The following is a 20757-nucleotide window of genomic DNA, read 5'->3' as shown; positions in this document are numbered from 1 at the left end:
CGCGGGATCGGGCATGCCGACGGCTGCGCGTTTCCCCCGGCAACAGAAAGCGAGGCCTGAGATGGCTGACGACAAGTCGAAGACGAAACAGGACCGCAAGCTGGTTTCGAGCGAAGAGCCCTACGAGGTCGCTGCCTTTGCCCGCAAATACGGCATTCCGCCAAGCGAGGCGCAGACTATCATCAAGCGCTACGGACCATCGCGCAAGAAGCTCGACGCCCATATGGCGGCGCGCGGCTAGAGCCTGTCCCATCCGGGATCGGGGCTCCAAGTCTCGGACGAACCGATATGGGTTCTGTCTCGGACGAGCGCCTGTCCACCCGGCCCGCGGCGCCAAGCATTGAGGGAGGTTGCCATGTCCGACACCATACGCAGGACCGGCAGTTGCCTGTGCGGCGGCGTGCAGTTCACTGTCAGCGGCGCGCCGCTGCGCGTTGGGCTTTGCCATTGCAAGGATTGCCGCAAGGCCAGCGGCTCGGCCTATTCGGCCTTTGCCATCTGGCCGCGCGAGGCCTTCGAGACGACTGGCCTCGTCAACTCCTACGGCACGCGCAGCTTTTGCCCGACCTGCGGCGGCCGTGTCGCCTTCGTCGACGACAACGAGGCCGAAGTGACGATCGGCAGCCTCGACATCGCGCCGACCGATCTCGTACCCGAATATGAATTGTGGATCTCCAGGCGCGAGGCCTGGCTGCAGGCCTTGCCGGGAACCGAACAGTTCGAGCATGACCGGCCGACGGCGCGCAATGCCGAAGCACCGCCGCCGAGGTCGCTGTCGGACGTCGATGCGGGCGAGTGAAATTTGATCTTCCGGGAAGGGAACCCTGCCCTGCTGCCGACGTTATCCGCCGCCTCGTTTTTTGTGCATGTCTTTGACCCAAACCGCGGCGCGGTTTCGGCGACATGGCCAGTGATGGAGACGACCGTTGAACGACAAGATGTTTCCCCGACCCATCCGGTTGAAATTCGCCCCCGAGCGTGAGCGCGTCGTGCGCAGTGCCTGGGAAGGCCTGGAATGTCTCGGCGAGTGGCCGGGCGGCCGGAGCCGCCGCTACCGGGCGGCGTTGCGCAGTTGTCGCGACGCGCTGGACGGCTGGGCGCCGGCGGAAAAGGCGATGCGGGCGATGATCGACGCCGCGCGCGAAGCAAAACTCCTCCAATAGGGAGAAAACAGGCATGGCCGAACTGATGCTGCCGACGCCGATGCGGATCAGGCCACATGGTTCGGACACGATCCGCGACATCGCCACGCTTAGGGATGCCAGCGAAATCCTGATCGACTGGCCGCAGGCCAAACGCGGCCCGTTCTATCAGACGGCGCGCGAACAGGTCGAGGCAGCACTGGAGAACAAGGCGGGTGCTGCCCAGGCGCAGGAAGCTTTCGCTGCGCTCTGCGACCATGCCGGCGTGCTGGTTCGCTGATCGCCAAGCATATGCCCGTGAATGCCTCACCTTCTGCTGCCGCGCCCTCTACTGCTTGGGCGGCGGCTGGGGCGGCAATTCACCCGGCTTGATCACCGGCGTCTTGCCTTCGTCGGGCGCCGGCGCCGCCATGCCCTGGTCACCCGTGGGTGGCGGCTTCAGCACACCGCCGCAGTCGTTGAGCGTCTCCGTCAGACTGGCGTCGCTAGGCTGCTGTTTCGCATCTTGTTCGGTCTGAGCCCGGCATTTGTCGGCCTGCGGCGCTGGGCTATCGTTCTGCTGGTCCGTCTGGGCCGCGACTGGCGCGGCGAATGCCAGCATCAGACTGAATGGAACGATGGCGAGAGTTCTCATCTCTGCCTCCTTCTTCCTTTCACGGTCACCTGCGGCGACCTTTCCCTTCGCAGGAACAACGCCTGTCGATGAAAAAGGTTGGCCGCTTGCGCCCGGCCCTGTTGCAACCAGATCCGTTCGCCACCCGTTGCGCTTGCCGGAGGCGACCATGTTCGATGATTTTCAAGCGGCGGAAATCGACACTGGCGCTGCCGGCATATTCTGCCTGCGTGCCGGCACGGGGCCGCCGCTGCTGTTGCTGCACGGCTTTCCGCAAACGCATCTGATGTGGCGCGGTGTGGCGCCCATCCTGGCTGACCGATTCAGCGTCGTCTGCGCCGACCTGCGCGGCTATGGCGGCAGTTCCTGTCCAGCGTCGACACCGGATCACGCGCCCTACGCCAAGCGCGCCATGGCCGCCGACATGGTGGCACTGATGGAAAAGCTTGGTTTCAGCCGTTTCATGGTCGCCGGTCACGATCGCGGCGGCCGTGTCGCCTACCGCATGGCGCTTGACCATCCCAGCTGCGTCGAAAAGCTCGCCGTGCTCGACATCGTGCCGACCGCCGATGCCTGGGACCGTGCCGACGCCAGGCTGGCGCTGGGCTATTGGCCATGGTCGCTGCTGGCGCAGCCCGAGCCGTTGCCGGAGCAGATCCTCGCCGGCGCCGCCGAGGCGATCGTCGACAACGCATTCAGCGGCTGGGGCTCGTCGCCCTCGGTCTTTTCAGCCCAAGTGCGTCAGGCCTATGTCGACGCCTTGCGCGCGCCAGCCCACATCCATGCAATCTGCGAGGAATATCGGGCGGCAGCCACGCTCGACCGCGAGCACGACCATGCCGACAAGGCCGCCGGCCGGCGCATCCGCTGCCCGCTGCTGGCGCTATGGAGCGAGCAAGGTGGCCTTGCCGACTGGTATGCCGCCGAAGGCGGGCCGCTGGCGCTGTGGCGAGGCTGGGCCGACGACGCGCGCGGCCAGGCGATGCCGGGCGGACACTTCTTTCCCGAGGAGAACCCTGCGCCGACCGCCGAGACTCTGGCCGGATTCTTCGGTGCTTCATAAGGCTCCCTGCCGTGCACCGCCAAAGACGGCCAGCCGGCTGTTGCGGAACCACCTGCCAAGATGCGAGTTTCGGGTGACACATCCGTTCGAGGGAACCACCATGCCGATGCGCCGAATTGCTTTGATGACGGCAGCGATCCTGCTTGCCGCGACCGGCCTTGCCGAAGCCCGGCCCGATACCCGCACGATGAGCTGCCAACAACTCCGGCAGATGATCCAGAGCCATCGCGCCGTGGTGCTGACCACCGGCCCCAACACCTATGACCGCTATGTCAGGCAGTTCGGCAATGAGTGCGACTGGCCGGAGGTGCCGATGTCGGCCTATGTCTCGACCCGTGACGGCCGCTGCCCTGTCTACCGCTGCGAGGAACCGGTCAACAACTTCCCGAACTGATGCCGGCAACGCAGCTTTGCCGCAGCATCGCGTTGATCCCGGAGCGCGAACCGGCTAGGGGTGTGGGCGCAACTTGCATTTTCCCGCTTCGTCTAATGGTAGGACAGCGCCCTTTGAAGGCGTGAATCGTGGTTCGAGCCCATGAGCGGGAACCAAAATCATCACTTGGCTTCCTTCCGCCAAACAGCGACTTGCCGGCAGCTAGGATTTGGCTGTCAGGGCGTCAAAGTGGATTTCGGCGCCGGCCTGTTCGTCGAACACAACTGAGCAACCCCGCGCAAGTGCCACCGTTGAGAGGGCGTTTGCCACCACGTCATCCGCTGACACGAAATCGCCGGTCAGCACGCGTAACTCTTCGACCCCTTCGGCCATCGACACGAAATTCCCGACCGCTCGATCACGCCTGCAGGCCTCGACCACACAGAGCAGATCGATCATTTCGAAGCTGCGCATATCGGCCTCCAACATCGTCGTTCCAGGACCATGAACGCATTGACGGCAGGCAATGTTCCCTTTCGAAAGGACCCTGACTTCGACGATCCAGCCGTGTGGTCCTGACCATCAATCCGACCGAGGGCGAGCCCATTTCCCTCCAGGCAATCCGAATCTGTTTTTTGGCGACAGCGAAACCAAGGTCGCACATCCACGTTGAGGCTCGTTCGACAAGGCAGCCCAGGCCATGGATCCGGCAATGGCGGCAGTGATGATTTTGCTTTCGTGCACCACCGGCGAGGCCGCCGTCTGCAAACCCTTGGAATTGGTGCCTGCCCGTTACGCATCGCTCGATCAATGCCGGGCGTCATTGGCCGACAGGCTGGCAAGCGCGCCCAACGGCGAGATCGTCGGTCGGTGCCAGGCAATCGATACGGCCGCCACGGCTTCCCTGCCCGCGGACTACACCACGGTCGTCGTCACGCGAGGGATAGGCGCCGTCACGAGCTATGTCGTGCCACGCGATGCAAAGTAAAGCACAGAGCGCTGAGCTTGCTGACCAGCCCTGGCCATTGCCCCGACGACGGTCTGCCTGCGCAACCAGGACAAAACTCGCCGGGGACAGCCCCAACGCCCTCCCCCAGCGAGCCTTGTTGCTCCGTTACGATGAACAATGGAGCAATTGGCAAGCTACGAACCCGGGCACGACTAAGTTTCATCGCATCCGGCGCCTGAAACTATTTCGGACAGGCTGCGTTGACGGGCGGGGCGCCCGCCAGACAGGAGGAGATATCCCATGACCGTCAACTGCCGCATATCGATCGACAACCGGCCGGAAGCCACCGACGCGGTTTTCCAGGCGGTTCCCCGGATCGGCGAAAGCGTTTCCCTGTCGATCAACGGAAATGCGCAGGATCTGCGGGTATCGCGCGTCGTGCACGTGACCAATGGCAGCGTGGAAGGTGCCGCGATCGTCGTCGAAGTGACGACCAACATCCTCTAGAGCATGATCCCGAAAAGTGGGAACCGGTTTTCTCGGGCAAACGGTTTCCGTTTGTCCAGAGATCATGCTCTAACAAAGGAATAGAGCCGAGCCATGGCGTCTCGCGTAAGGCAGGGCGGCTCCTTGAGAGGCCGCCCTATGGTGGCAGTCCTTGTAGGCGGATCGCGTTCTCAGGCGGAGGCGGCGATTTGTGAGGCGAAGTCGCGGTATGGGCGCAGTGGGCGGCCCAGAAGCGCGGTCAGGCGCTCGACGTCGCCGGCCTCGGGCAGCATCCCGTCGGTGAAGAAGCGCTCGCCCATCAAGCGCATGTCGTAAGCCATCCAGGCGGGCAAGAACTGCTTGAGATTCTGCTCGAAGCCCTCGGTGTTGTCGCCGCCATAGCTGATCGGGCGGGCGAGCAGGTCTGACCAGATGGCGGCGATGTCCGTCCCGGTCAGCGTCTGCGGACCGACGAGGTTGATCCGCTCGAGCGCAAGCGGCTCCGCGGACCGTTCGCGGCGCAGAAGCTCAAGCGCGGCGATCTCGGCGATATCACGCACGTCGATCATGGCGAGACCCTTGGCGCCGATCGGCATTGTGTAGGTGCCGTAGCCGGTGATGACGTCTTCGATCATCAGATCGTTCTGGATGAAATAGGCCGGGCGCAAGATCGTGGCCTGGAAGTCCATCTGCTCGATCATTCGCTCGACGCCGAATTTGCCCGCGAAATGCGGCACGTTCACATAGACGTCGGCATGGATCACCGACAGATAGACGACCCGCTCGATGCCCGCCGATCGGGCGACGTTCAGCGCGACCAAAGCCTGGGTGAATTCGTCCGGCACCACGGCGTTCAAGAGGAACAGGGTGGAAACGCCGGACATGGCTTTGCGCAGTGAATCGACATCGAGAAAGTCGCCTTGCACGACCGATACGCCTGCCGGGAAGCTGGCTTTCGACGGATCGCGGACGAGGGCACGGACGTCGGCGCCGCGCTTGACGAGGTGTTCTACGACTTGGCGGCCAACATTGCCTGTGGCGCCGGTAACGAGGATGGTCATGGAATTTCTCCTGTTGGGTTGCTTGACAGGCCCAATATGTGTGGCTCACAAACAGTCAAACAGGCCGAAATTTTAGACGCACCGTCTCACTGGTGGAACACTCATGGATCTTCTGGCGCTCACCGATTTTAACCTCGTTGCCCGCCATGGTGGTTTCGGCAAAGCGGCAAGGGCCACCGGCCGGCCCAAGGCAACGCTGTCGCGGCGCGTTGGAGACTTGGAGAGCAGCCTTGATCTGCGCCTGTTTGAACGGGGTGCGCGTGACCTGAAGCTGACCGAAGAAGGACGGGCGCTCTTCGAGCGGACGGCGGCGTTGCTTGCCGAACTGGACGAAACGGCCGCGGCGATCGCCTCGGGCGGTCAAAGACCCAAGGGGAGACTGCGGATCAGCGCACCCATGCTTTTTTCTCAGACCGCGATGGGGAGGATCGCCGCGGGGTTTGCCCTCGAATATCCGGAGGTGAGGCTTGAGGTGACGACGGAGGACCGGCATGTGGACATGATCGAGGAAGGCTACGATCTGGTCATCCGGGTCAATCCGGATCCCGACGAAAGCCTGGTCGGACGGGCGTTTCTCCGTGACCGCCTGGTCGTTGTGGCGAGCCCCCGCCTTCCGCGCACGACCGGTGGATCCGGCGTTCCTGGCGTGGCGCGCGGCGCAGGCGAACGGCAAATATGGCACGTGAAGACAGAGGATGGCCGGTCGACAATCAAAATCGAGCCGGTCCTCTCCTTGTCGACGCTCATCATGGTCCGGGATGCCGTGCGAGCCGGGGTCGGTGCAGCACGCCTTCCCATTTCGTTGGTGGCCCACGACCTGGCTGACGGCACGCTGGTAAATTGGGGGGATATCGACGGCCCAGAGATCGCTCTATGGACGCTCTACCCATCTCGGCGGCTGCTCAGCCCGCGCGTTTCGGCGTTCCTGGATTTTCTGAAACAGGCCTTCCCAAACGGGACGCCGGAGGAACTGGCCGCCTATATTGGCAGGTGACGCCCCGGCCGCTTTCGCCGGCAAGGGTCCCCTTATTTTTAGGCGGAACGATTTTTCCGCTGGAACAAGTTGGGCTGACGGATATTGTCTTGTCGCCCCGCAAGAGGAGGACGTCGTGAAAGACTTGCGCAGTCTCCTTGCCGAACTGTCATCCACCTGGCTCAAGCGCCGCAAGGCGCAAGCGCCCACGACCGTGAACACGGTCAAGACCGCACCCCGCCCTGCCGTACAAGCGACAAGGCAGTGTGCGGCACACAAGCCCAAACCACCGCCCACCCGCGACGTCGCCTCGAACATGTGAGTGCCCGTCTCGAAATCGGCGCGCCCTCGAAACACGCAGGTTCGGCAGCCGGGGTCTCGGCCATCGGCTCCGGCTGCATGGGCGTTCTTTCTGCTGGACACGGTACAAATCGCCGGCACTCGTAACCACACAAGCAACATCGGTAGCGCTTTGAATTTTTTGTCACAAAACTGTCATAAAACAGTTCACTTCGGAGTACTTTCGGAACACCATGCGGAACTTATTTCGGGGCACTCGATCTCCCCCAACTGAAGAAAATCTATAAGGATTCCGCTGCTGAATGCGAGCACGACGCGAGAACCGTGCGCTTTCCGGGAAGCGAATTAGCTTCCGCAATGGCAAAGTTGAGTTGAAAGTTGTCGTTCCGGCCTGAAGGTCATCGTTCAATGGACGGTCCAACCTGGCCCCGTCAGGTGCGCACGCTCACTAGCCCACAAACCAAGTCAGGCCCAGAAGCAACAACCCGAACGAGACGACGCAGTTCAATATCGTTACCTGCCTAACACCGATCAAAGCCAACGCGCTACCAAGGAGCCCGCCGATCGTCCCCGTGAGGATTAACTCAGTCATGCTGCCTCCGACATGCGAACCATAGCACATTGCCCGTAGCGTGCCCAGCAAACTAGAAGATATGGAGCGAGCGATGAGGATGCGGCGTCGAACATGCGCAGGTCTGCAACGGGTTCGACGCCGGCCATTCGGGACAGTTCAGTGGAACATAATATCTACGGCTGAAATGCGCGGATTAATGTAGCACAACGTCAACGAGTACAGTCCACCAGACATTAGAGAGTTCTAGAGGGCTGCAATTGGTGGGAAGGAGACGATCCGGTTTGTTCAGGATTTTCAAGAAAGCTGACACAGGACGATGATCTTGGCTGTCGCGAAAGTCATTGGCGGAATGCCGAGTTTTGCGTCCGAATTTTGCGACGGAATTTCCCTGACGTTTCAGTGTCGGCGATCTGGTTACAAAATTTAGGAGTTCCGCGACCTTGAGGGAATTTCTGCCGGCTCGGTTTTGACCGCGATAGTGCCGGCAGGGTCTTTCCAAGTTAAGATCGAACACCGAGCGAGATTCGAGCCGAGCCAGTGAATACGATTCCAGAGGTTGTGACGCATAACTACGATCCGGAAGGCGTCTTCCTCTCGAATCTATGCGATTTGCCTCTGGCCGAAGCAGAGCAGATCCTGCAATGCATCCGGGATGCGGGCAAGCGGCCCATTAAGGCAAATTATCTCGGTAGACGGCTCAAAACAGAAGCATGGTTGATCAACGAGAGGCAACAACTCCTAGGGCAAACTCGACGGAATAGACCGATCTACTTCTTTCTCGGTGATTTCGCAGATGGCCAAGACCTCTCTCGGCCATGCTCCATGGTGATGCCGCTTGCCGAGTTTCCTTCAGACGTGCTCACTTTCACCTATCCCGATAGCATGGCCAGCCTGCCTATTGCGACCCATGACGACCATCGGCCTGAGCGGCAACCATACCACGGACAGGTGTTCACGTTGCATCAGATAAAGCGAGTAGTCCAAGATTTCGGAATGCCCGGCGAGCGTTGGAGGACAGATCACCTACGGCGTTATGATCGCTTCATTGAAGTCCAGGTCTGGGACGAAAGACCTATTTTGGAATTCTTGAGTAATGCAGGGACCGCAGCAAACTGTCCGGCCAGGGGGCAAACTGCCCCCACTGGCCGTTAGCTGCCCCTCAGAACACGTTGCGCCCGTCGCTCTTCGGATCACTGTTTACCTGATGAGGTGTATAGAGGTCGGAGCGAGCCGTTCGCATCCACGGCCGCGCAGGATGTTCCGGATCAGTTGATGTCCGCGACGGTAATAGCGGGTGTGCCGTCTGCCGTGTCGAAAAACTCCCTATTAAAACGACAGTTCTGCACCCGACCTCTGCGACAGATATGATCCATGACCTGCAAGGTCTGCTTTCAGAGACGTCACTTCCTGACATGAACGGCCGAGATGGGGTCGCGAGTTGCCGTTTCCGGCTAGAAGCTCGCCCGTTCAATGGACGGGCGAACATGCCGCAGTCGTGCATGGATTAATGTAGCACAACATCGACATGAGCCATCGCCAGGGCGGCCACAGGACCAACGATCAGCCGGGCGATGCGTCCGCCTCCGGCCTCTCACGCCAGATTGATTGGCAGCGATGAAACCTTGAGCCACCAATTGCGTTTACTGCTTCAGCCCAGTTCGAGGTGGTTCCGATGCAAACTGCATGGTTCTCCAGGCCCGTGACGGTGTCCGTCGGTGTCACCGGTTCCATCCATCATCTGTCCAATACACAGCAAGCTATTGAATTGCTCACGACACATTGGCGGGACGCCGGCAGCCCGAAACATCAATCGGCGTTGCGTGCCTGCCGACGGGCGACGACCGGCGATATTGCCCCCGACATCGCCAGGGCGGCGCTTGTCGAAGCCGCGCGTGAGGCGCATATCCTGATCGAGTAGGCTGGCCGCCGGCGCCTGTTCTTGACACGGAAACCTGTGCCTTACATATTTTCGATGGCCGCCGCTATCGTTGCCGGCCAGTTCAAAGCATCGTTCAAGCAATTGGAGGAAGTGATGAACGATAGGCGCTTCAACCATCCCGTTTTCGTCAAGGACGATCGTCCAGGAAATCACCTGCCTCGACGACGCCCTCGACTTTCTCGACGAATGGCCGATCCACCGCCGCGGCCCGATCTTCGATACCGCCCGGCGTGCCTGCCATCGTGCTTTTGACGGCTGCTGCCGCGGTCGGTTGCCCGAGAAGCCTTCGCCGCATGGGCAAGATCGGCGCGCATCCTGGAGGATGCGGAGGTTCTGCCCTGGATGACCGGACAGCGGTCCGGGCGCGGCGGTGTACCGGCCTGAGCGGCTGTCCTTACAATACGGCAGGGCTCACCGTTGGCCTGACAAGGGGCCAGCCCTGTGCCGCCGAATGTCCGTGAGAATGGAGCGGGCACCCTGTATAGTCGTGGCTCCACCGGAGGACATCCCAATGACTCTCGAAACACGCAAGCTCGGCAGCCAAGGACTGGAAGTCTCGGCCATCGGCCTCGGCTGCATGGGCATGAGCCAGTCCTACGGCCCGGCCGATGAGGCCGGATCCATCGCCACGCTGCACCGCGCCATCGAACTCGGCTGCACCTTCCTCGACACCGCCGAGGTCTATGGCCCCTACACCAACGAAGCTCTGCTCGGCCGGGCATTGAAGGGCAAGCGCGACCAGGTGACGATCGCCACCAAATTCGGCTTCCGCATCGAAAACGGCAAGCAGGTCGGAACCGACAGCCGGCCCGAGCACATTCGCGAGGTTGTGGAAGCCTCGCTCGTCCGGCTCGCCACCGACCATATCGACCTCCTCTACCAGCACCGCGTCGACCCGGAGGTGCCGATGGAGGACGTCGCGGGCGCCGTGGGCAGACTTGTCGCGCAAGGCAAGGTGCGGTTCTTCGGCCTGTCGGAGGCTGGTGCGGCCAACATCCGCCGGGCGCATGCCGTCCACCCGGTGTCGGCGGTGCAGAGCGAATATTCGCTGTGGGAGCGCAATCTGGAGCCGGAGATCATCCCGCTGCTCAGGCAACTCGGCATCGGCCTGGTGCCGTTCTCGCCGCTCGGCCGCGGTTTTCTCACCGGAGAGGTCAAGCGCGCGGAGGACTATCCCGACGGCGATTACCGCCGCAACGACCCGCGCTACCAGGGCGAAAACTACGACGCCAATGTCGAGGCGGCCGCCAAGGTGCGCGACGTCGCCGCTGCCCGCGGCGTCAAGCCCGGCCAGATCGCACTGGCCTGGCTGCTGGCGAAAGGCAACGGTTTTGGCGTCGACATCGTGCCGATCCCTGGCACCAAGCGGATCAGATATCTGGAAGAGAACGTCGCCGCCGCAGCGATCAAGCTCGACGCCGCCGAGATGGCCGCGCTCGACGAAGCGCTCGCGCCAGGCAAAATCTCCGGCCCGCGCTACACCGAGCGGGGCATGGCGATGGTCGATCGGTAGAGGCGGGCTCTGCTATCCCGCGACCCGGCGCGTATATTCAAATCCGGAGGAGCCCGCCGCTCGCGCGCCGGACCCCCACCCTTTTACCCGGTCACGCATGCGCGTGTGGATGACGGAAGTCCCAGACGGCCCAGCCTGATACGGCAACCACCAGCACGCCGAGAATGACGTGGGTGGCCATCGCGTACCCCATGAAGCCGAGCATCCAGGGCGAAGCGATCAGCCAGAGCCCGAGAACGACACTTACCCATTCCTCCCACTCGGCGAATGCGGCAAGCGTCGCCAGAGCCATGACGCCCAGCACGACGCCAACAACCCAGGCGTTCCATGCGGGAGCGGTTTCAGCAGCGAAGCCGATTATCCAAGGTGAGATGAACAGGCAGATGGCAAGGATCAGATTGAGCCAGTCCTGGCTCTTCTTTCCTTCCATGAGCATATTAGCCATGACAACCTCCATAGATGAAGCTTGACCAAAGCGTTAAATTCGCGTGCGATGCACGCTTAATCATTGATGTAACTACGCTTCACACGGCCTTCAAGGCCTGGCCAGTGACGGCCCCGGCTTGGCGCAGGCCGCCCCCTGTTGCCACTCCGCTCCCGAGGCGGCCGCCAAGGTGCGCGACATCGCCGCTGCCCGGGGCGTCAAGCCCGGCCAGATCGCACTGGCCTGGCTGCTGGCGAAGGGCAACGGTTTTGGCGTCGACATAGTGCCGATACCCGGCACCAAGCGGATCAGATATCTGGAAGAGAACGTCGCCGCCGCATCGCTGAAACTCGACGCCGCCGAAATGGCCGCGCTCGACGAAGCGCTCGCGCCAGGAAAGATCTCCGGCCCGCGCTACACCGAGCGAGACATGGCGATGGTCGATCGGTAGGCATCGCCCAATTGCCTCGGTGACGGTCAGACCCTTGGCATGCCTTTTGGCCGCAATGTCCGCTTCTGGGCGGCAATGCGGAACGCGGCATTGGCTGCCCCATAGCCTCGATAGCCGCGACGCTCGACGATCTCGAAGAAGAAACCTTCGCCGTAGGTCTGGCTGTAGAGCTGGAAATAGTCGCCGCCCTCGTCCCGGTCGAAGAGGATATTTCGATCCCGCAACCGCTTCGTGAATTCCGGCTCGAGCCCGAAGCGCGCTTCGAGATCATCGTAGTAGTTCGGCGAAATCTCCAACCCATCGAAGCCGAGCTCGGTCAGGCGGTCGGCGGTCTGGAAAATATCGCGGCTGGCGAAGGCCAGATGCTGCACGCCCGAGCCGAAGCTCTCAGCAATGAAGTGGCCGGCCAGCGTCCTGCGGTTCTCCGCGCCGTTCAAAGTGAGCCGAAGCGCGCCATCATCGCTCTCCACGACCTGGCTGCGAACGACGCCGGCCGGATCGATCACATCCACCATGGGCAATTTTCTGGTCCTGAAGATCGATGTGTAAAAAAGCAGCCAGGTCAGCATCTCCTCGTAGTTCATCGATTGGGCGAGGTGGTCGATTTCCAGGAGCCCGGCATCCGCGCCGGCGTTGTTGACCGGGTCGAATTCGATTTCCCAGACTTTTGCCAACTCGCTCTTGCCATCGATGAAATAGATCACGCCGCCTCCGACCCCGCGTATCGCCGGTATCGCCAGCTCATCGGGACCATGCCGCTGTTCAAAGAGCTCGGCGCCCAAGGCGCGCGCCCGGGCCACGGTTGCGGCCGCATCGTCGACCTTCAATCCGAACGCATAGGCAGACGTGCCGTGAACGAGGTACGAGGAATGCGCCAGCCCCTCCTTTTCGGTGTTGACGACGATGTTGATGGCGCCCTGCCGAAACAGCACCACATCCTTGTTCTTGTGGCGGCCGGCCAGCGAGAATCCCATGGCCCGCAACAGGTGCACCAACTCGTCGGCCTCGGTCTCATTCGCGGCGAACTCGACGAACTCGATGCCGCCGACCGCGACACGTTCCGGCAGGGCCGGCACGTCGATGGCGATGTCCGGCTCGGCGCGTGCCACCTGGTCCATAAGGTAGACCAGCGACCTGTGGCCATCGATCGCGATCGATCTGGGCGAGCCGCCACGGAACTGGTCGTTGAATATTTCTAGCGACAACGGCCCGTCGTAACCGGTTGCCGCGACCGCTCGCATGAAGTCGACCACCGGCAGGTCACCTTGGCCGGGCATGTTCCGGAAATGGCGGCTCCAGTACAACAGGTCCATGTCGATCAGCGGAGCGTCGGCAAGCTGGACGATAAAGATGCGATCGCCGGGGATGGCGCGGATCGTCTCCAGATCCACCCGTCGGGCCAGGCTATGGAAGGCGTCGAGAATCAGTCCGACGTTGGGATGGTTCGCCCGCCTGACAACCTCCCATGCGTCGCGATGGTCGTTGATATGCCTTCCCCAGGCCAGCGCCTCGTAGCCGACGCGAAGGCCGCGCCGTCCCGCCCGTTCGCCGAGTTGGCGGAAATCGTCGGCGGCACGGTCGATGCCGCCCAGCGCCAGCGGCGAGACGTTGGAACACACCAGCATCAGGTCGGTGCCGAGTTCTTGCATCAGGTCGAACTTGCGCTCCGCCCGGTCGAAGGCGCGCGCACGTTGCTGTTCGGGCATTCCTTCGAAATCGCGGAAAGGCTGGAATAGCGTGACCTCCAGGCCATGATCCCTGATCATCCGCCCGACTTCGGATGGGCTGCCGTCGAAGGCAAGAAAGTCGTTCTCGAATATTTCCACGCCGTCGAAGCCGGCCGCGGCGATGGCCGCGAGCTTCTCGCGAAGATCTCCGCTGATCGACACGGTGGCGATGGAGGTCTTCAAGGTCATGGCACCTTCGATGCCGCCGCAAGCAGGTCTGCGATCGCCCGAACCGCGACAGGATAGCCGCGCGGGCCTAGCCCTGCGATGACCGCCGTCGCGACCTTCGACACGTAGGAATGGTGATAGTGGGCCTCGCGCCTGTGAATGTTAGAGATGTGGAGCTCGACGATCGGGCCGGAAAACATCTTCAGCGCGTCGAGGATCGCGATCGAGGTGAAGGAGAAGCCGGCCGGGTTGATGACGATCCCGGCTGCCTCGTCGATCGCTTCGTGGATCCAGTCGACTATTTGGCCTTCGCTGTTCGACTGATGGAAGCGGACGGGCGTGTCGCCGGCCGCTTCGCGGCAGAAAGCCTCGATCTCAGCCAGCGTCGTCGTGCCGTAGATTTCCGGCTCGCGCTTGCCGAGCCGGTTCAGGTTCGGGCCGTTGATCACGTAGATAGATTTCACCATGACGGCTCCTTTGTCTTCGATCAGCCCTGGTAGCCCAGCAGCCGGGGCAGCCAGAGCACGAACTCCGGAAAAAAAGTGATGAGGGCCAGCGAAGCGATCATCGCCCACAGGAACGGCAGCACGTCGCGGACGATGTCCTTCAGCGGCACCTCGGCGATCCTCGTCATGATGAACAGCAGCAGACCGTATGGCGGCGTCACCAGGCCGAGCATGATGTTGACCACCACCATCACGCCGAAATGCACCATGTCGATGCCGAGTGCGCGCGCCGTCGGGATGAGCACGGGCACGATCACGAGGAGGATCGTGGTGCCTTCGAGCACGCAGCCAAGCAGCAGGAGCAGGATATTGACGAGGACCAGGAAGCCGGTGGGCGACAGATCCCAGCTTGTGAGAATGGCCTTGATCGATACCGGGATGTTCTCGACGGTCACCACATAATTGAAGACCAGGGCGCCGGCGATCAGCATGCCGATCGAGGCCGAGGTGCGCGCGCTGCCCAGCACGGAACGGTAGAGATCGGCGAAGCTGACACTGCGGTAGAGCACGACGGAGATGATCAGGGCATAGGCCGCGGCGACGGCCGCCGCTTCGGTCGGGGTGGTGACGCCGGTGTAGATGCCGCCGAGCAGCACGACCGGCATCATCAGCGAGGGGAAGGCGCGCCAGGCAATGCCCGGAAGTTCGCGCAGCGGTGTCGGCGCCTCGACAGGAAAATTGTTGCGCCGCGCCTGATAGGCGACGATCCCCATTTGCGCCGCGGCCATCAGCAGGCCGGGAATGACGCCGCCGAGGAACAGGTAGCCGATCGAGGCATCGGAGACGAGCGCATAGATGACCATGGGGATCGACGGCGGGATGATCGGCCCGATGACTGCGGTCACGGCCGTCAGCGCCGCCGCGTAGCCCGGCGTGTATTTGCCGTCCTTGGTCATCATCATCTGCATCATCTTGCCGGTGCCTGCGGCATCGGCGATGGCCGATCCCGACATGCCCGCGAAGATGATGCTCTGGACGATGTTGACGTGGGCGAGCCCGCCCCGGAACCGGCCGACCACGGCGTCGCAGAAGCGCAGCAGGCGTTCGGTCATCGAGCCGATGTTCATCAGTTCCGCGGCCAGGATGAAGAGCGGCACGGCGAGGATGATGTAGTTGTTGTACATTCCGTTCAGCAGCTGCTCGGCCGCCGTTCCCATATCGAGCCCTGCCAGCAGCAGATAGAGGATCGAGCCGGCGATCATGGAGTGCCCGATCGGCAGCCCGAGAAAGGCAAGCGCGGTGATCGCGACGACCGAGATCGAGAACGGGCTGGCGAGGTTCATACGCCCGACCCCGCCTTGGTGGGATCGAACTCCTTTGGCGCCTTGCCGAACACGGCCTGCCAGGACAGCCAGAGATAGCGGACAAGGATAGCCACGACGAAGAGGATGTAGATCGAGAACAGCCAGTCGAAGCGGATCTTCAGATAGGCGGTCTTCTCGACCTTCATGAACGTCACATAGTCGAGCACGGCGGGAAACGAAATCGCATAAAGCGCGATCAGCGATGCCGCCGCGACGAGGATCATGATGCGGCGAACACGCGGCGGGGCCGAGGCGTAGAAGAGGTCGAAGCGGATTTCCTCCTCCTCGCGGACAACGAAGGCCGCACCCCACAGCACGAGCCAGATCCACAGGATCACGCTGATTTCGTTGGTCCAGCCGATCGGCATGTCGAGCAGGTAGCGAAAGACGATCTGCAGCAGGAAGGCAACGAACATTGCCGCCAGCATGGCGGCGAGGACGTTCTCGGCACGCCGATATAGCCAACGGCCAAGGTTTCGGATCGAAGGGTTCACGCGGGCTTCTCCGCCTGTGAGAGCCGTTTCTGGAATGAGAGGTGCGGGGGAAGCAATGCCCGCCGCACCTCCGGCCTAGAGCGCGTTGATCTTGTCGACCATGCCGGCCGGCCAATCCTTGGCGAGATCCGACGACAGGTATTTCTCCTGAGCGTATTTTCGGAACGCGGCGATGTCGGGCTCGTAGAGCTTCAGACCCTTGCCCTTGAACAGCTCGACCAGATCCTTTTCGCGCGCAAGATGCTTTTGCGTGCTGAATTCGATGGCTGCGTCAGCGGCGGCCTGGAACCTGGCCTGCTTGTCGGCGCCCATCTCATCCCACACCTTCTTCGACACGGTCAGCAGATCGAAGCCGACCAGGTGCGAGGTCAGCACGATCTGCGACATGACCTCATAGAACTTCATGTTCTCGACGTTCGGCAGCGGATTGTCCTGGCCGTCGATCGCGCCGGTCTGCAGACCGGTATAGACCTCGGCGTAGGCCATGGCGACGGGATTGGCCCCGAGCGCGGCGCCGAGAAACTGCCAGGCGTCGCCGCCCGGCATGCGCAGTTTGATACCCGCCATGTCGGCCGGCGTGGTGATCTTCTTGTCCGGTTTGAGGCCGATCTGCCGGGCGCCGAAATATGTCGGCCCGAGCACGCGTATGCCAAGCTGGTCCTCGGTCATCTTCTTCATCTGCGCGCCGAGATCGCCGGCGAAGAAGGTTTTGAGATGCGCGGCGTCGCGGAACAGATAGGCGGCGGTGACGATCGACCATGCCGGGATCTGCTTGGAGATATCCTGCGGTGCGATGTTGCCCATCTCGAGATTGCCGCGCTGCAGGGCGACGAGTTCGGTACCCTGCTTGAACAGATTGCCGCCGTAATAGCCCTCGAAGACGAAGTCGTCCTTGATCGACCCGGCGAACATTTTCATCATGTCGGCGCGGATGTCCTGCTCGGAGAACACGGCCGAGAAGCGCAGCTTCGGCTTGTCCTGGGCGAGCACCGGAAAGGCTGCCGTGGCGGCGAGCACGCCCGCCCCGACCAGGAGTTCCCGGCGTGTGGCATTGAAACTCATGTTCTTTCCTCCCTGTTGGCTATTGTCCCAGCCCTGTGTCCGCTGGGTCACGGACTCTCCCAAAGGCGGCAAACGCCGCCTTCATCCGTTCAACATCGGGCGCAAGCCCGGTGAAGAGTTCAAAGGCCCGCACGGCCTGGAACACGGCCATTCCCTCGCCGCTCAGCGTGCGGCAGCCGCGTTGCCGTGCCTCCCTGAGCAGTTCCGTTTCGAGCGGCAGGTAGACGATGTCGGCGACCCAGCACTCCGGTCGCAACAGATCGGCGGCGATCGGCATGCCGGGCACCTTGGCCATGCCGACCGGCGTCGCGTTGACGATGCCGTCCGCGCGAGCCGAAGCCGCGGCGAGGTCCGAAACGACCTCGACCTTTTGCGTGCCGCCGGCCGGCCTGAGCCGGGACGCCAGCGCTTCGGCCCGATCGGCCTGCAAGTCGGTCACCAGCAGCGTCTCGACGCCGCTTTCCAGCAAGGCGTGGGCCACCGCGACGCCAGCGCCGCCGGCGCCCAGCAGCAGCACCCTCCGACACTTCTGCCCGGCCAGCCCCTGGCGAAAACTCTCCTTGAACCCCCATCTGTCGGTGTTGTGACCGATGCGCCGGCCGCCGCGCAACACAACGGTATTGACGGAGCCCAGAATCTCGGCAGCCTCGGAAAGCTTGTCGAGCAGCGGGATGATTTCTTGTTTGTAGGGGAACGTGACATTGAAGCCGGTGAAGCCGAAGTGCCCGGCAAGAGTGATAAGATCGCCCAAAGGAGGGGCAGCCTCGCCCATCGTTTCGGTATCGAGCAGCGTATAGACGTAGGAGAGTCCCTGGGCGCGTCCTTCGGCCTCGTGCATGGCGGGCGTCCGGGAAAGCTGAATTCCACGTCCGAGCAAGCCGACCAATATGCGGCGCGAACTGGGAGACGCCTGCCAATTCTCTGCGGTGGTGGCGGCCAGCAGGGCCAAACGATCCTCCCAAATCGAACTGGGCGCAACTTTGTACCATTCAGTTAATTGCGTCAACAGCTTTGTACTATCCGGTTAATTTGTTAGACTCCAGACCGATGCCAGATTGCGAAGAGCGGACATGAGTAACGAGATGCTGAACGAGAAGATGGCGGCGGGCCGCAGCGGGTGGAAGCAGGATCCCGCCGGCGTTCAAAAGAACATACTCGCGGTGGCGATGACGGAGTTTGCCGCAAATGGCCTGTCGGGCGCGCGCATCGACGAGATCGCGGCAAAGACACACACCTCAAAGCGGATGATCTACTACTATTTCGGCGACAAGGAACGGCTCTATGGCCGGGTGCTCGAGGAAGCCTACCGGCAGGTGCGAACCGGCGAGCAGGAGCTGGAGCTGGATCACCTGTCGCCGGTCGAGGCACTCAAGCAGCTAGCCGAGTTCACCTTCGATCATCACAGCCGCCATCCGGATTTCATCAGGATCGTGATGATCGAGAACATTCATCACGGCGTGTATCTCGAACAGTCCGAGCTGATCAGGCAGTTGAATGCCGGGGCCATTCAAAAGCTTGAGGCGATTTGCCGGCGCGGACGCGCCGATGGGCTTTTCCGTGAAGACGTATCGCCCCTCGAACTGCACTGGCACATCAGCGCATCGAGCTTCTTCAACGTCTCCAACCAGGCCACCTTCTCGCGCATTTTTGGCGGCACGCTTTACACCTTGGACGGGCAGCGATCGCTGCGAGATCATTTGGTGGAAATGATCGTCGGCCTTGCGCTGAAACCCGAACGCCCGAAAGAGCGCGCAGTGCGCCCCTGACCGTCCCTGCGACACAACTCGACTGGCAATGAGGAACGGAATTCAGGCTCGCCTGGCCCCGATCGGATCAGCGCTCCGCATACCTGGCCAGCGCGTGCTCGATCAGCACGTCGATGGTCTGGCTGTAGCCGATGCCCGAGGCGGCCAGCGCCTTGGCGTACATCGAGATGTCTGTGAAGCCTGGGATGGTGTTGACCTCGTTGACCAGCAGGCTGCCGTCGGCGCGCAGGAAGAAATCGACGCGCGCCATGGCTTCGCAGCCGAGCGCCTGAAAAGCCTGCCGCGCCATCTCCCTCGCTTTGTCGGCAACCGCGGCTGGGACATCGGCGGGCACCTTGACCAGCGCGCCGTCGGCATCGAGATATTTCGCCTCATAGGTGTAGAAGCCGTGCTTGCCGGCCGGGATGATCTCGCCGGGCAATGAGACCGTCAGCGTGCCGTCGGCCCGCTCCAGCACCGAGAACTCGATCTCGCGGCCTTCGACGAACTCTTCCACCAAAACCTTGCTGTCATGATGGAAAGCCGCCTCGACGGCAGCCGTGAAGCCGGCGCTGTCGGTTGCCTTGCTGACCCCGAAGGACGAGCCCTGGCGCGCCGGCTTGACGAACACCGGCAGGCCGAGCCTCGCCGCGACGTCCTCGAAGGATACGTGCTCACCACGCCGCAAGGTCAGCGAGCGGGCAACCGCCAGCCCGGCCTCGCGCATCAGCCGTTTGGCAATCTCCTTGTCCATGGCCGCGGCCGAGGCAAGGATGCCGCAGCCGACATAGGCGACATCGGCAACCTCCGCATAGCCTTGCACCGAGCCGTCCTCGCCGAACGGCCCATGCAGCACCGGGAACACGACGTCGACCGGCGACAGGTCAGGCTGCGGTCCATCCCGCGACACGGCGACCAGCCTGCCCTTGCCGCCGGGCAAAAGCGCAACCTCCAGGCCGTCTTCGGATGCCGGCGCCCCTTCATCGAGTTGCTGCAGCAGCCACCTGCCGCTTTTGGAAATGGCGATCGGCACGATGTCGTAGCGCGCCCGGTTGATCGCCTTCAGCACATTGGCGGCCGAAAGACGCGACACGTCATGCTCGGCCGAACGTCCGCCATAGAGGATGGCCACTCTTGTCTTACCGGTCATCGAAGTCCCTCGACTGAAAAAATCAAATAGCGACGGCGATGCCGCGATTGGCAAAGAAGCGGTCGAAATCGGCCGGCGCCAACACTGCGTTTGCCTGTGTGGCGCTGTTATGGCCGGACGGATTGTGAAAGCGGAAACCCTCGTTCGACGCTGCGGTGATCAGCACCAGATGGCCGCCCTTCGATGGCGGCTCGCGCTCGGGCCAGCGAATGGAGCTGCTGACCGACGCGATGAAGAAGCGCGACCTCTGCATGATCGCCGGTATGTCCGATGTCGCGACATTGGTCATCACTTCGGCGCGGAGACCGAAGGCCTCCTTCACGAAGGTGACGAAGGGCGCATAGATCAGCCCCTTGATCGATCCCTCGTTGACGACATAGCCGCCATAGCCGGTACAGCGCCTGGCAAGTTCTATGGTCGGCACGATCTCGCCGCGGCTCGCCAGGATCATCTTCAGGCACGCCATGCCGCAGATGTTGGCGGCCCAGATTGCATATTCGTCGAGTGTTTCCGCCCCCGATCCCCGCCACAGCGGATCGCGCCGCAGCGCGGTTTCGGCACCGTCGGCGAGCACGTCCAGCGTCATGTCAGGCGTTTCCCACTGGCTGAAAAACGGCACGGTTTCAGGCAGTGGACTCAATGCGGACTCCTTGGGCAACGGCTTCATCTCGTATACGAGGATACGAGATGAATGAAAAGCCGCTTAGAGGCTGCTTCGAAATTCGCTCTGCAAGAGGATG

Annotated in this window: 27 protein-coding genes, 1 tRNA gene and 1 pseudogene; 16 read left to right on the top strand and 13 right to left on the bottom strand. The window is 62.3% G+C overall.

What is annotated here, in order from left to right; genetic code table 11:
• Positions 1-61 precede the first annotated feature (61 nt).
• From ACSQ3L_RS14820 to ACSQ3L_RS14805, 4 genes are all read left to right on the top strand, one after another.
• A complete protein-coding gene (locus ACSQ3L_RS14820) occupies positions 62-241 on the top strand; it encodes a DUF3606 domain-containing protein (RefSeq protein ID WP_024501602.1) in 180 nt (59 codons plus the stop codon).
• 114 nt (positions 242-355) lie between these two features.
• A complete protein-coding gene (locus ACSQ3L_RS14815) occupies positions 356-799 on the top strand; it encodes a GFA family protein (protein WP_436160627.1) in 444 nt (147 codons plus the stop codon).
• Positions 800-926: 127 nt separating this feature from the next.
• Positions 927-1163 carry a DUF982 domain-containing protein gene (locus tag ACSQ3L_RS14810; protein ID WP_292187208.1) on the top strand — a complete coding sequence of 79 codons (237 nt, stop codon included), beginning with the start codon at positions 927-929 and terminating at the stop codon, positions 1161-1163.
• 13 nt (positions 1164-1176) lie between these two features.
• Positions 1177-1422: a DUF982 domain-containing protein gene (locus tag ACSQ3L_RS14805; protein WP_436160626.1), complete on the top strand. Its 246-nt coding sequence runs from the start codon at positions 1177-1179 to the stop codon at positions 1420-1422.
• Between the two features lie 48 nt (positions 1423-1470).
• Here the strand turns inward: ACSQ3L_RS14805 and ACSQ3L_RS14800 are convergent, their stop codons facing one another.
• Entirely contained in the window at positions 1471-1776 is a 306-nt protein-coding gene (locus ACSQ3L_RS14800) for a hypothetical protein (RefSeq protein WP_436160625.1), read from the bottom strand.
• 148 nt (positions 1777-1924) lie between these two features.
• Here ACSQ3L_RS14800 and ACSQ3L_RS14795 point away from each other — a divergent pair, with 148 nt between their 5' ends.
• The 3 genes from ACSQ3L_RS14795 to ACSQ3L_RS14785 all read left to right on the top strand — a co-directional run bounded on the left by ACSQ3L_RS14795 (position 1925) and on the right by ACSQ3L_RS14785 (position 3367).
• Positions 1925-2818 carry an alpha/beta fold hydrolase gene (locus tag ACSQ3L_RS14795; protein ID WP_436160624.1) on the top strand — a complete coding sequence of 298 codons (894 nt, stop codon included), beginning with the start codon at positions 1925-1927 and terminating at the stop codon, positions 2816-2818.
• Between the two features lie 100 nt (positions 2819-2918).
• On the top strand, positions 2919-3212 hold the full coding sequence (locus ACSQ3L_RS14790; protein WP_436160623.1) for a hypothetical protein: 294 nt from the start codon (positions 2919-2921) through the stop codon (positions 3210-3212).
• 81 nt (positions 3213-3293) lie between these two features.
• Positions 3294-3367, top strand: a tRNA-Gln gene (locus ACSQ3L_RS14785).
• A gap of 46 nt (positions 3368-3413) precedes the next feature.
• On the opposite strand, the gene ACSQ3L_RS14780 is transcribed toward ACSQ3L_RS14785, so the two are convergent.
• Positions 3414-3665: a hypothetical protein gene (locus tag ACSQ3L_RS14780; protein WP_436160622.1), complete on the bottom strand. Its 252-nt coding sequence runs from the start codon at positions 3663-3665 to the stop codon at positions 3414-3416.
• A 250-nt stretch (positions 3666-3915) separates the two neighbouring features.
• Here ACSQ3L_RS14780 and ACSQ3L_RS14775 point away from each other — a divergent pair, with 250 nt between their 5' ends.
• Together ACSQ3L_RS14775 and ACSQ3L_RS14770 are read left to right on the top strand one after the other, a co-directional pair.
• Positions 3916-4179, top strand: coding sequence for a hypothetical protein (locus ACSQ3L_RS14775; protein ID WP_436160621.1), 264 nt, complete (start codon positions 3916-3918; stop codon positions 4177-4179).
• A gap of 261 nt (positions 4180-4440) precedes the next feature.
• The gene (locus tag ACSQ3L_RS14770; protein ID WP_436160620.1) at positions 4441-4647 is read left to right on the top strand and encodes a hypothetical protein; all 207 of its coding nucleotides are present in this window, start codon (positions 4441-4443) and stop codon (positions 4645-4647) included.
• 170 nt (positions 4648-4817) lie between these two features.
• Here the strand turns inward: ACSQ3L_RS14770 and ACSQ3L_RS14765 are convergent, their stop codons facing one another.
• Positions 4818-5687 (bottom strand): SDR family oxidoreductase, encoded by an 870-nt coding sequence (locus ACSQ3L_RS14765; RefSeq protein WP_436160619.1) that lies wholly within the window; start codon positions 5685-5687, stop codon positions 4818-4820.
• 103 nt (positions 5688-5790) lie between these two features.
• On the opposite strand from ACSQ3L_RS14765, the gene ACSQ3L_RS14760 reads away from it, so the two are divergent.
• Together ACSQ3L_RS14760 and ACSQ3L_RS14755 are read left to right on the top strand one after the other, a co-directional pair.
• Entirely contained in the window at positions 5791-6681 is an 891-nt protein-coding gene (locus ACSQ3L_RS14760) for a LysR family transcriptional regulator (protein ID WP_436160618.1), read from the top strand.
• A 1390-nt stretch (positions 6682-8071) separates the two neighbouring features.
• Complete coding sequence (locus tag ACSQ3L_RS14755) at positions 8072-8686, top strand: hypothetical protein (protein ID WP_436160617.1); 615 nt, start codon at positions 8072-8074, stop codon at positions 8684-8686.
• Between the two features lie 7 nt (positions 8687-8693).
• Here ACSQ3L_RS14755 and ACSQ3L_RS14750 read toward each other — a convergent pair.
• Positions 8694-8838: pseudogene (locus ACSQ3L_RS14750) on the bottom strand (carbon-nitrogen hydrolase family protein); the annotation flags it as partial.
• Positions 8839-9206: 368 nt separating this feature from the next.
• Between ACSQ3L_RS14750 and ACSQ3L_RS14745 the strand changes: the two are divergent.
• The 3 genes from ACSQ3L_RS14745 to ACSQ3L_RS14735 all read left to right on the top strand — a co-directional run bounded on the left by ACSQ3L_RS14745 (position 9207) and on the right by ACSQ3L_RS14735 (position 10986).
• On the top strand, positions 9207-9452 hold the full coding sequence (locus ACSQ3L_RS14745) for a DUF982 domain-containing protein (protein WP_436160616.1): 246 nt from the start codon (positions 9207-9209) through the stop codon (positions 9450-9452).
• Between the two features lie 121 nt (positions 9453-9573).
• Positions 9574-9819, top strand: coding sequence for a DUF982 domain-containing protein (locus ACSQ3L_RS14740; protein ID WP_436163446.1), 246 nt, complete (start codon positions 9574-9576; stop codon positions 9817-9819).
• Between the two features lie 165 nt (positions 9820-9984).
• A complete protein-coding gene (locus ACSQ3L_RS14735) occupies positions 9985-10986 on the top strand; it encodes an aldo/keto reductase (protein ID WP_436160615.1) in 1002 nt (333 codons plus the stop codon).
• 91 nt (positions 10987-11077) lie between these two features.
• On the opposite strand, the gene ACSQ3L_RS14730 is transcribed toward ACSQ3L_RS14735, so the two are convergent.
• Entirely contained in the window at positions 11078-11431 is a 354-nt protein-coding gene (locus ACSQ3L_RS14730) for an SPW repeat protein (RefSeq protein ID WP_436160614.1), read from the bottom strand.
• Positions 11432-11528: 97 nt separating this feature from the next.
• Between ACSQ3L_RS14730 and ACSQ3L_RS14725 the strand changes: the two genes are divergently transcribed.
• The gene (locus ACSQ3L_RS14725; RefSeq protein ID WP_436163445.1) at positions 11529-11861 is read left to right on the top strand and encodes an aldo/keto reductase; all 333 of its coding nucleotides are present in this window, start codon (positions 11529-11531) and stop codon (positions 11859-11861) included.
• Between the two features lie 26 nt (positions 11862-11887).
• Here the strand turns inward: ACSQ3L_RS14725 and ACSQ3L_RS14720 are convergent, their stop codons facing one another.
• From ACSQ3L_RS14720 to ACSQ3L_RS14695, 6 genes are all read right to left on the bottom strand, one after another.
• Positions 11888-13771, bottom strand: a complete 1884-nt coding sequence (locus tag ACSQ3L_RS14720; RefSeq protein ID WP_436163444.1) for a bifunctional sugar phosphate isomerase/epimerase/4-hydroxyphenylpyruvate dioxygenase family protein — start codon at positions 13769-13771, stop codon at positions 11888-11890.
• A gap of 2 nt (positions 13772-13773) precedes the next feature.
• Positions 13774-14223 carry a type II 3-dehydroquinate dehydratase gene (aroQ, locus tag ACSQ3L_RS14715; protein WP_436160613.1) on the bottom strand — a complete coding sequence of 150 codons (450 nt, stop codon included), beginning with the start codon at positions 14221-14223 and terminating at the stop codon, positions 13774-13776.
• Between the two features lie 20 nt (positions 14224-14243).
• Positions 14244-15545, bottom strand: a complete 1302-nt coding sequence (locus tag ACSQ3L_RS14710; RefSeq protein WP_436160612.1) for a TRAP transporter large permease — start codon at positions 15543-15545, stop codon at positions 14244-14246.
• A complete protein-coding gene (locus ACSQ3L_RS14705) occupies positions 15542-16060 on the bottom strand; it encodes a TRAP transporter small permease (protein ID WP_436160611.1) in 519 nt (172 codons plus the stop codon). The genes ACSQ3L_RS14710 and ACSQ3L_RS14705 overlap by 4 nt, the downstream gene beginning before the upstream one ends.
• Positions 16061-16135: 75 nt before the next feature.
• Positions 16136-17122, bottom strand: a complete 987-nt coding sequence (dctP, locus tag ACSQ3L_RS14700) for a TRAP transporter substrate-binding protein DctP (protein ID WP_436160610.1) — start codon at positions 17120-17122, stop codon at positions 16136-16138.
• 19 nt (positions 17123-17141) lie between these two features.
• Positions 17142-18062, bottom strand: a complete 921-nt coding sequence (locus tag ACSQ3L_RS14695) for a shikimate dehydrogenase (protein ID WP_436163443.1) — start codon at positions 18060-18062, stop codon at positions 17142-17144.
• A 142-nt stretch (positions 18063-18204) separates the two neighbouring features.
• On the opposite strand from ACSQ3L_RS14695, the gene ACSQ3L_RS14690 reads away from it, so the two are divergent.
• A complete protein-coding gene (locus tag ACSQ3L_RS14690) occupies positions 18205-18888 on the top strand; it encodes a TetR/AcrR family transcriptional regulator (protein ID WP_436160609.1) in 684 nt (227 codons plus the stop codon).
• A gap of 67 nt (positions 18889-18955) precedes the next feature.
• Here ACSQ3L_RS14690 and ACSQ3L_RS14685 read toward each other — a convergent pair whose 3' ends face one another.
• Positions 18956-20017, bottom strand: a complete 1062-nt coding sequence (locus ACSQ3L_RS14685) for a D-alanine--D-alanine ligase family protein (RefSeq protein ID WP_436160608.1) — start codon at positions 20015-20017, stop codon at positions 18956-18958.
• A 22-nt stretch (positions 20018-20039) separates the two neighbouring features.
• A complete protein-coding gene (locus ACSQ3L_RS14680) occupies positions 20040-20684 on the bottom strand; it encodes a C39 family peptidase (protein WP_436160607.1) in 645 nt (214 codons plus the stop codon).
• Positions 20685-20757: the final 73 nt, after the last annotated feature.

This window comes from Mesorhizobium sp. LjRoot246, from assembly GCF_964254115.1.
Lineage (GTDB): Bacteria > Pseudomonadota > Alphaproteobacteria > Rhizobiales > Rhizobiaceae > Mesorhizobium.
The sequence above is the reverse complement of the archived record's forward strand: the minus strand, read 5'-3'. Positions and strand labels throughout refer to the sequence as shown.

What these genes read in the sequence shown, in the direction of transcription:
- ACSQ3L_RS14820 (WP_024501602.1), top strand. Translation starts at nt 62, where the DNA reads ATGGCTGACGACAAGTCGAAGACGAAACAGGACCGCAAGCTGGTTTCG.
- ACSQ3L_RS14815 (WP_436160627.1), top strand. Translation starts at nt 356, where the DNA reads ATGTCCGACACCATACGCAGGACCGGCAGTTGCCTGTGCGGCGGCGTG.
- ACSQ3L_RS14805 (WP_436160626.1), top strand. Translation starts at nt 1,177, where the DNA reads ATGGCCGAACTGATGCTGCCGACGCCGATGCGGATCAGGCCACATGGT.
- ACSQ3L_RS14800 (WP_436160625.1), bottom strand. Translation starts at nt 1,776, where the DNA reads ATGAGAACTCTCGCCATCGTTCCATTCAGTCTGATGCTGGCATTCGCC.
- ACSQ3L_RS14795 (WP_436160624.1), top strand. Translation starts at nt 1,925, where the DNA reads ATGTTCGATGATTTTCAAGCGGCGGAAATCGACACTGGCGCTGCCGGC.
- ACSQ3L_RS14790 (WP_436160623.1), top strand. Translation starts at nt 2,919, where the DNA reads ATGCCGATGCGCCGAATTGCTTTGATGACGGCAGCGATCCTGCTTGCC.
- ACSQ3L_RS14780 (WP_436160622.1), bottom strand. Translation starts at nt 3,665, where the DNA reads ATGCGCAGCTTCGAAATGATCGATCTGCTCTGTGTGGTCGAGGCCTGC.
- ACSQ3L_RS14775 (WP_436160621.1), top strand. Translation starts at nt 3,916, where the DNA reads ATGATTTTGCTTTCGTGCACCACCGGCGAGGCCGCCGTCTGCAAACCC.
- ACSQ3L_RS14770 (WP_436160620.1), top strand. Translation starts at nt 4,441, where the DNA reads ATGACCGTCAACTGCCGCATATCGATCGACAACCGGCCGGAAGCCACC.
- ACSQ3L_RS14765 (WP_436160619.1), bottom strand. Translation starts at nt 5,687, where the DNA reads ATGACCATCCTCGTTACCGGCGCCACAGGCAATGTTGGCCGCCAAGTC.
- ACSQ3L_RS14760 (WP_436160618.1), top strand. Translation starts at nt 5,791, where the DNA reads ATGGATCTTCTGGCGCTCACCGATTTTAACCTCGTTGCCCGCCATGGT.
- ACSQ3L_RS14745 (WP_436160616.1), top strand. Translation starts at nt 9,207, where the DNA reads ATGCAAACTGCATGGTTCTCCAGGCCCGTGACGGTGTCCGTCGGTGTC.
- ACSQ3L_RS14735 (WP_436160615.1), top strand. Translation starts at nt 9,985, where the DNA reads ATGACTCTCGAAACACGCAAGCTCGGCAGCCAAGGACTGGAAGTCTCG.
- ACSQ3L_RS14730 (WP_436160614.1), bottom strand. Translation starts at nt 11,431, where the DNA reads ATGGCTAATATGCTCATGGAAGGAAAGAAGAGCCAGGACTGGCTCAAT.
- aroQ (WP_436160613.1), bottom strand. Translation starts at nt 14,223, where the DNA reads ATGGTGAAATCTATCTACGTGATCAACGGCCCGAACCTGAACCGGCTC.
- ACSQ3L_RS14710 (WP_436160612.1), bottom strand. Translation starts at nt 15,545, where the DNA reads ATGAACCTCGCCAGCCCGTTCTCGATCTCGGTCGTCGCGATCACCGCG.
- dctP (WP_436160610.1), bottom strand. Translation starts at nt 17,122, where the DNA reads ATGAGTTTCAATGCCACACGCCGGGAACTCCTGGTCGGGGCGGGCGTG.
- ACSQ3L_RS14690 (WP_436160609.1), top strand. Translation starts at nt 18,205, where the DNA reads ATGCTGAACGAGAAGATGGCGGCGGGCCGCAGCGGGTGGAAGCAGGAT.
- ACSQ3L_RS14685 (WP_436160608.1), bottom strand. Translation starts at nt 20,017, where the DNA reads ATGACCGGTAAGACAAGAGTGGCCATCCTCTATGGCGGACGTTCGGCC.
- ACSQ3L_RS14680 (WP_436160607.1), bottom strand. Translation starts at nt 20,684, where the DNA reads ATGAAGCCGTTGCCCAAGGAGTCCGCATTGAGTCCACTGCCTGAAACC.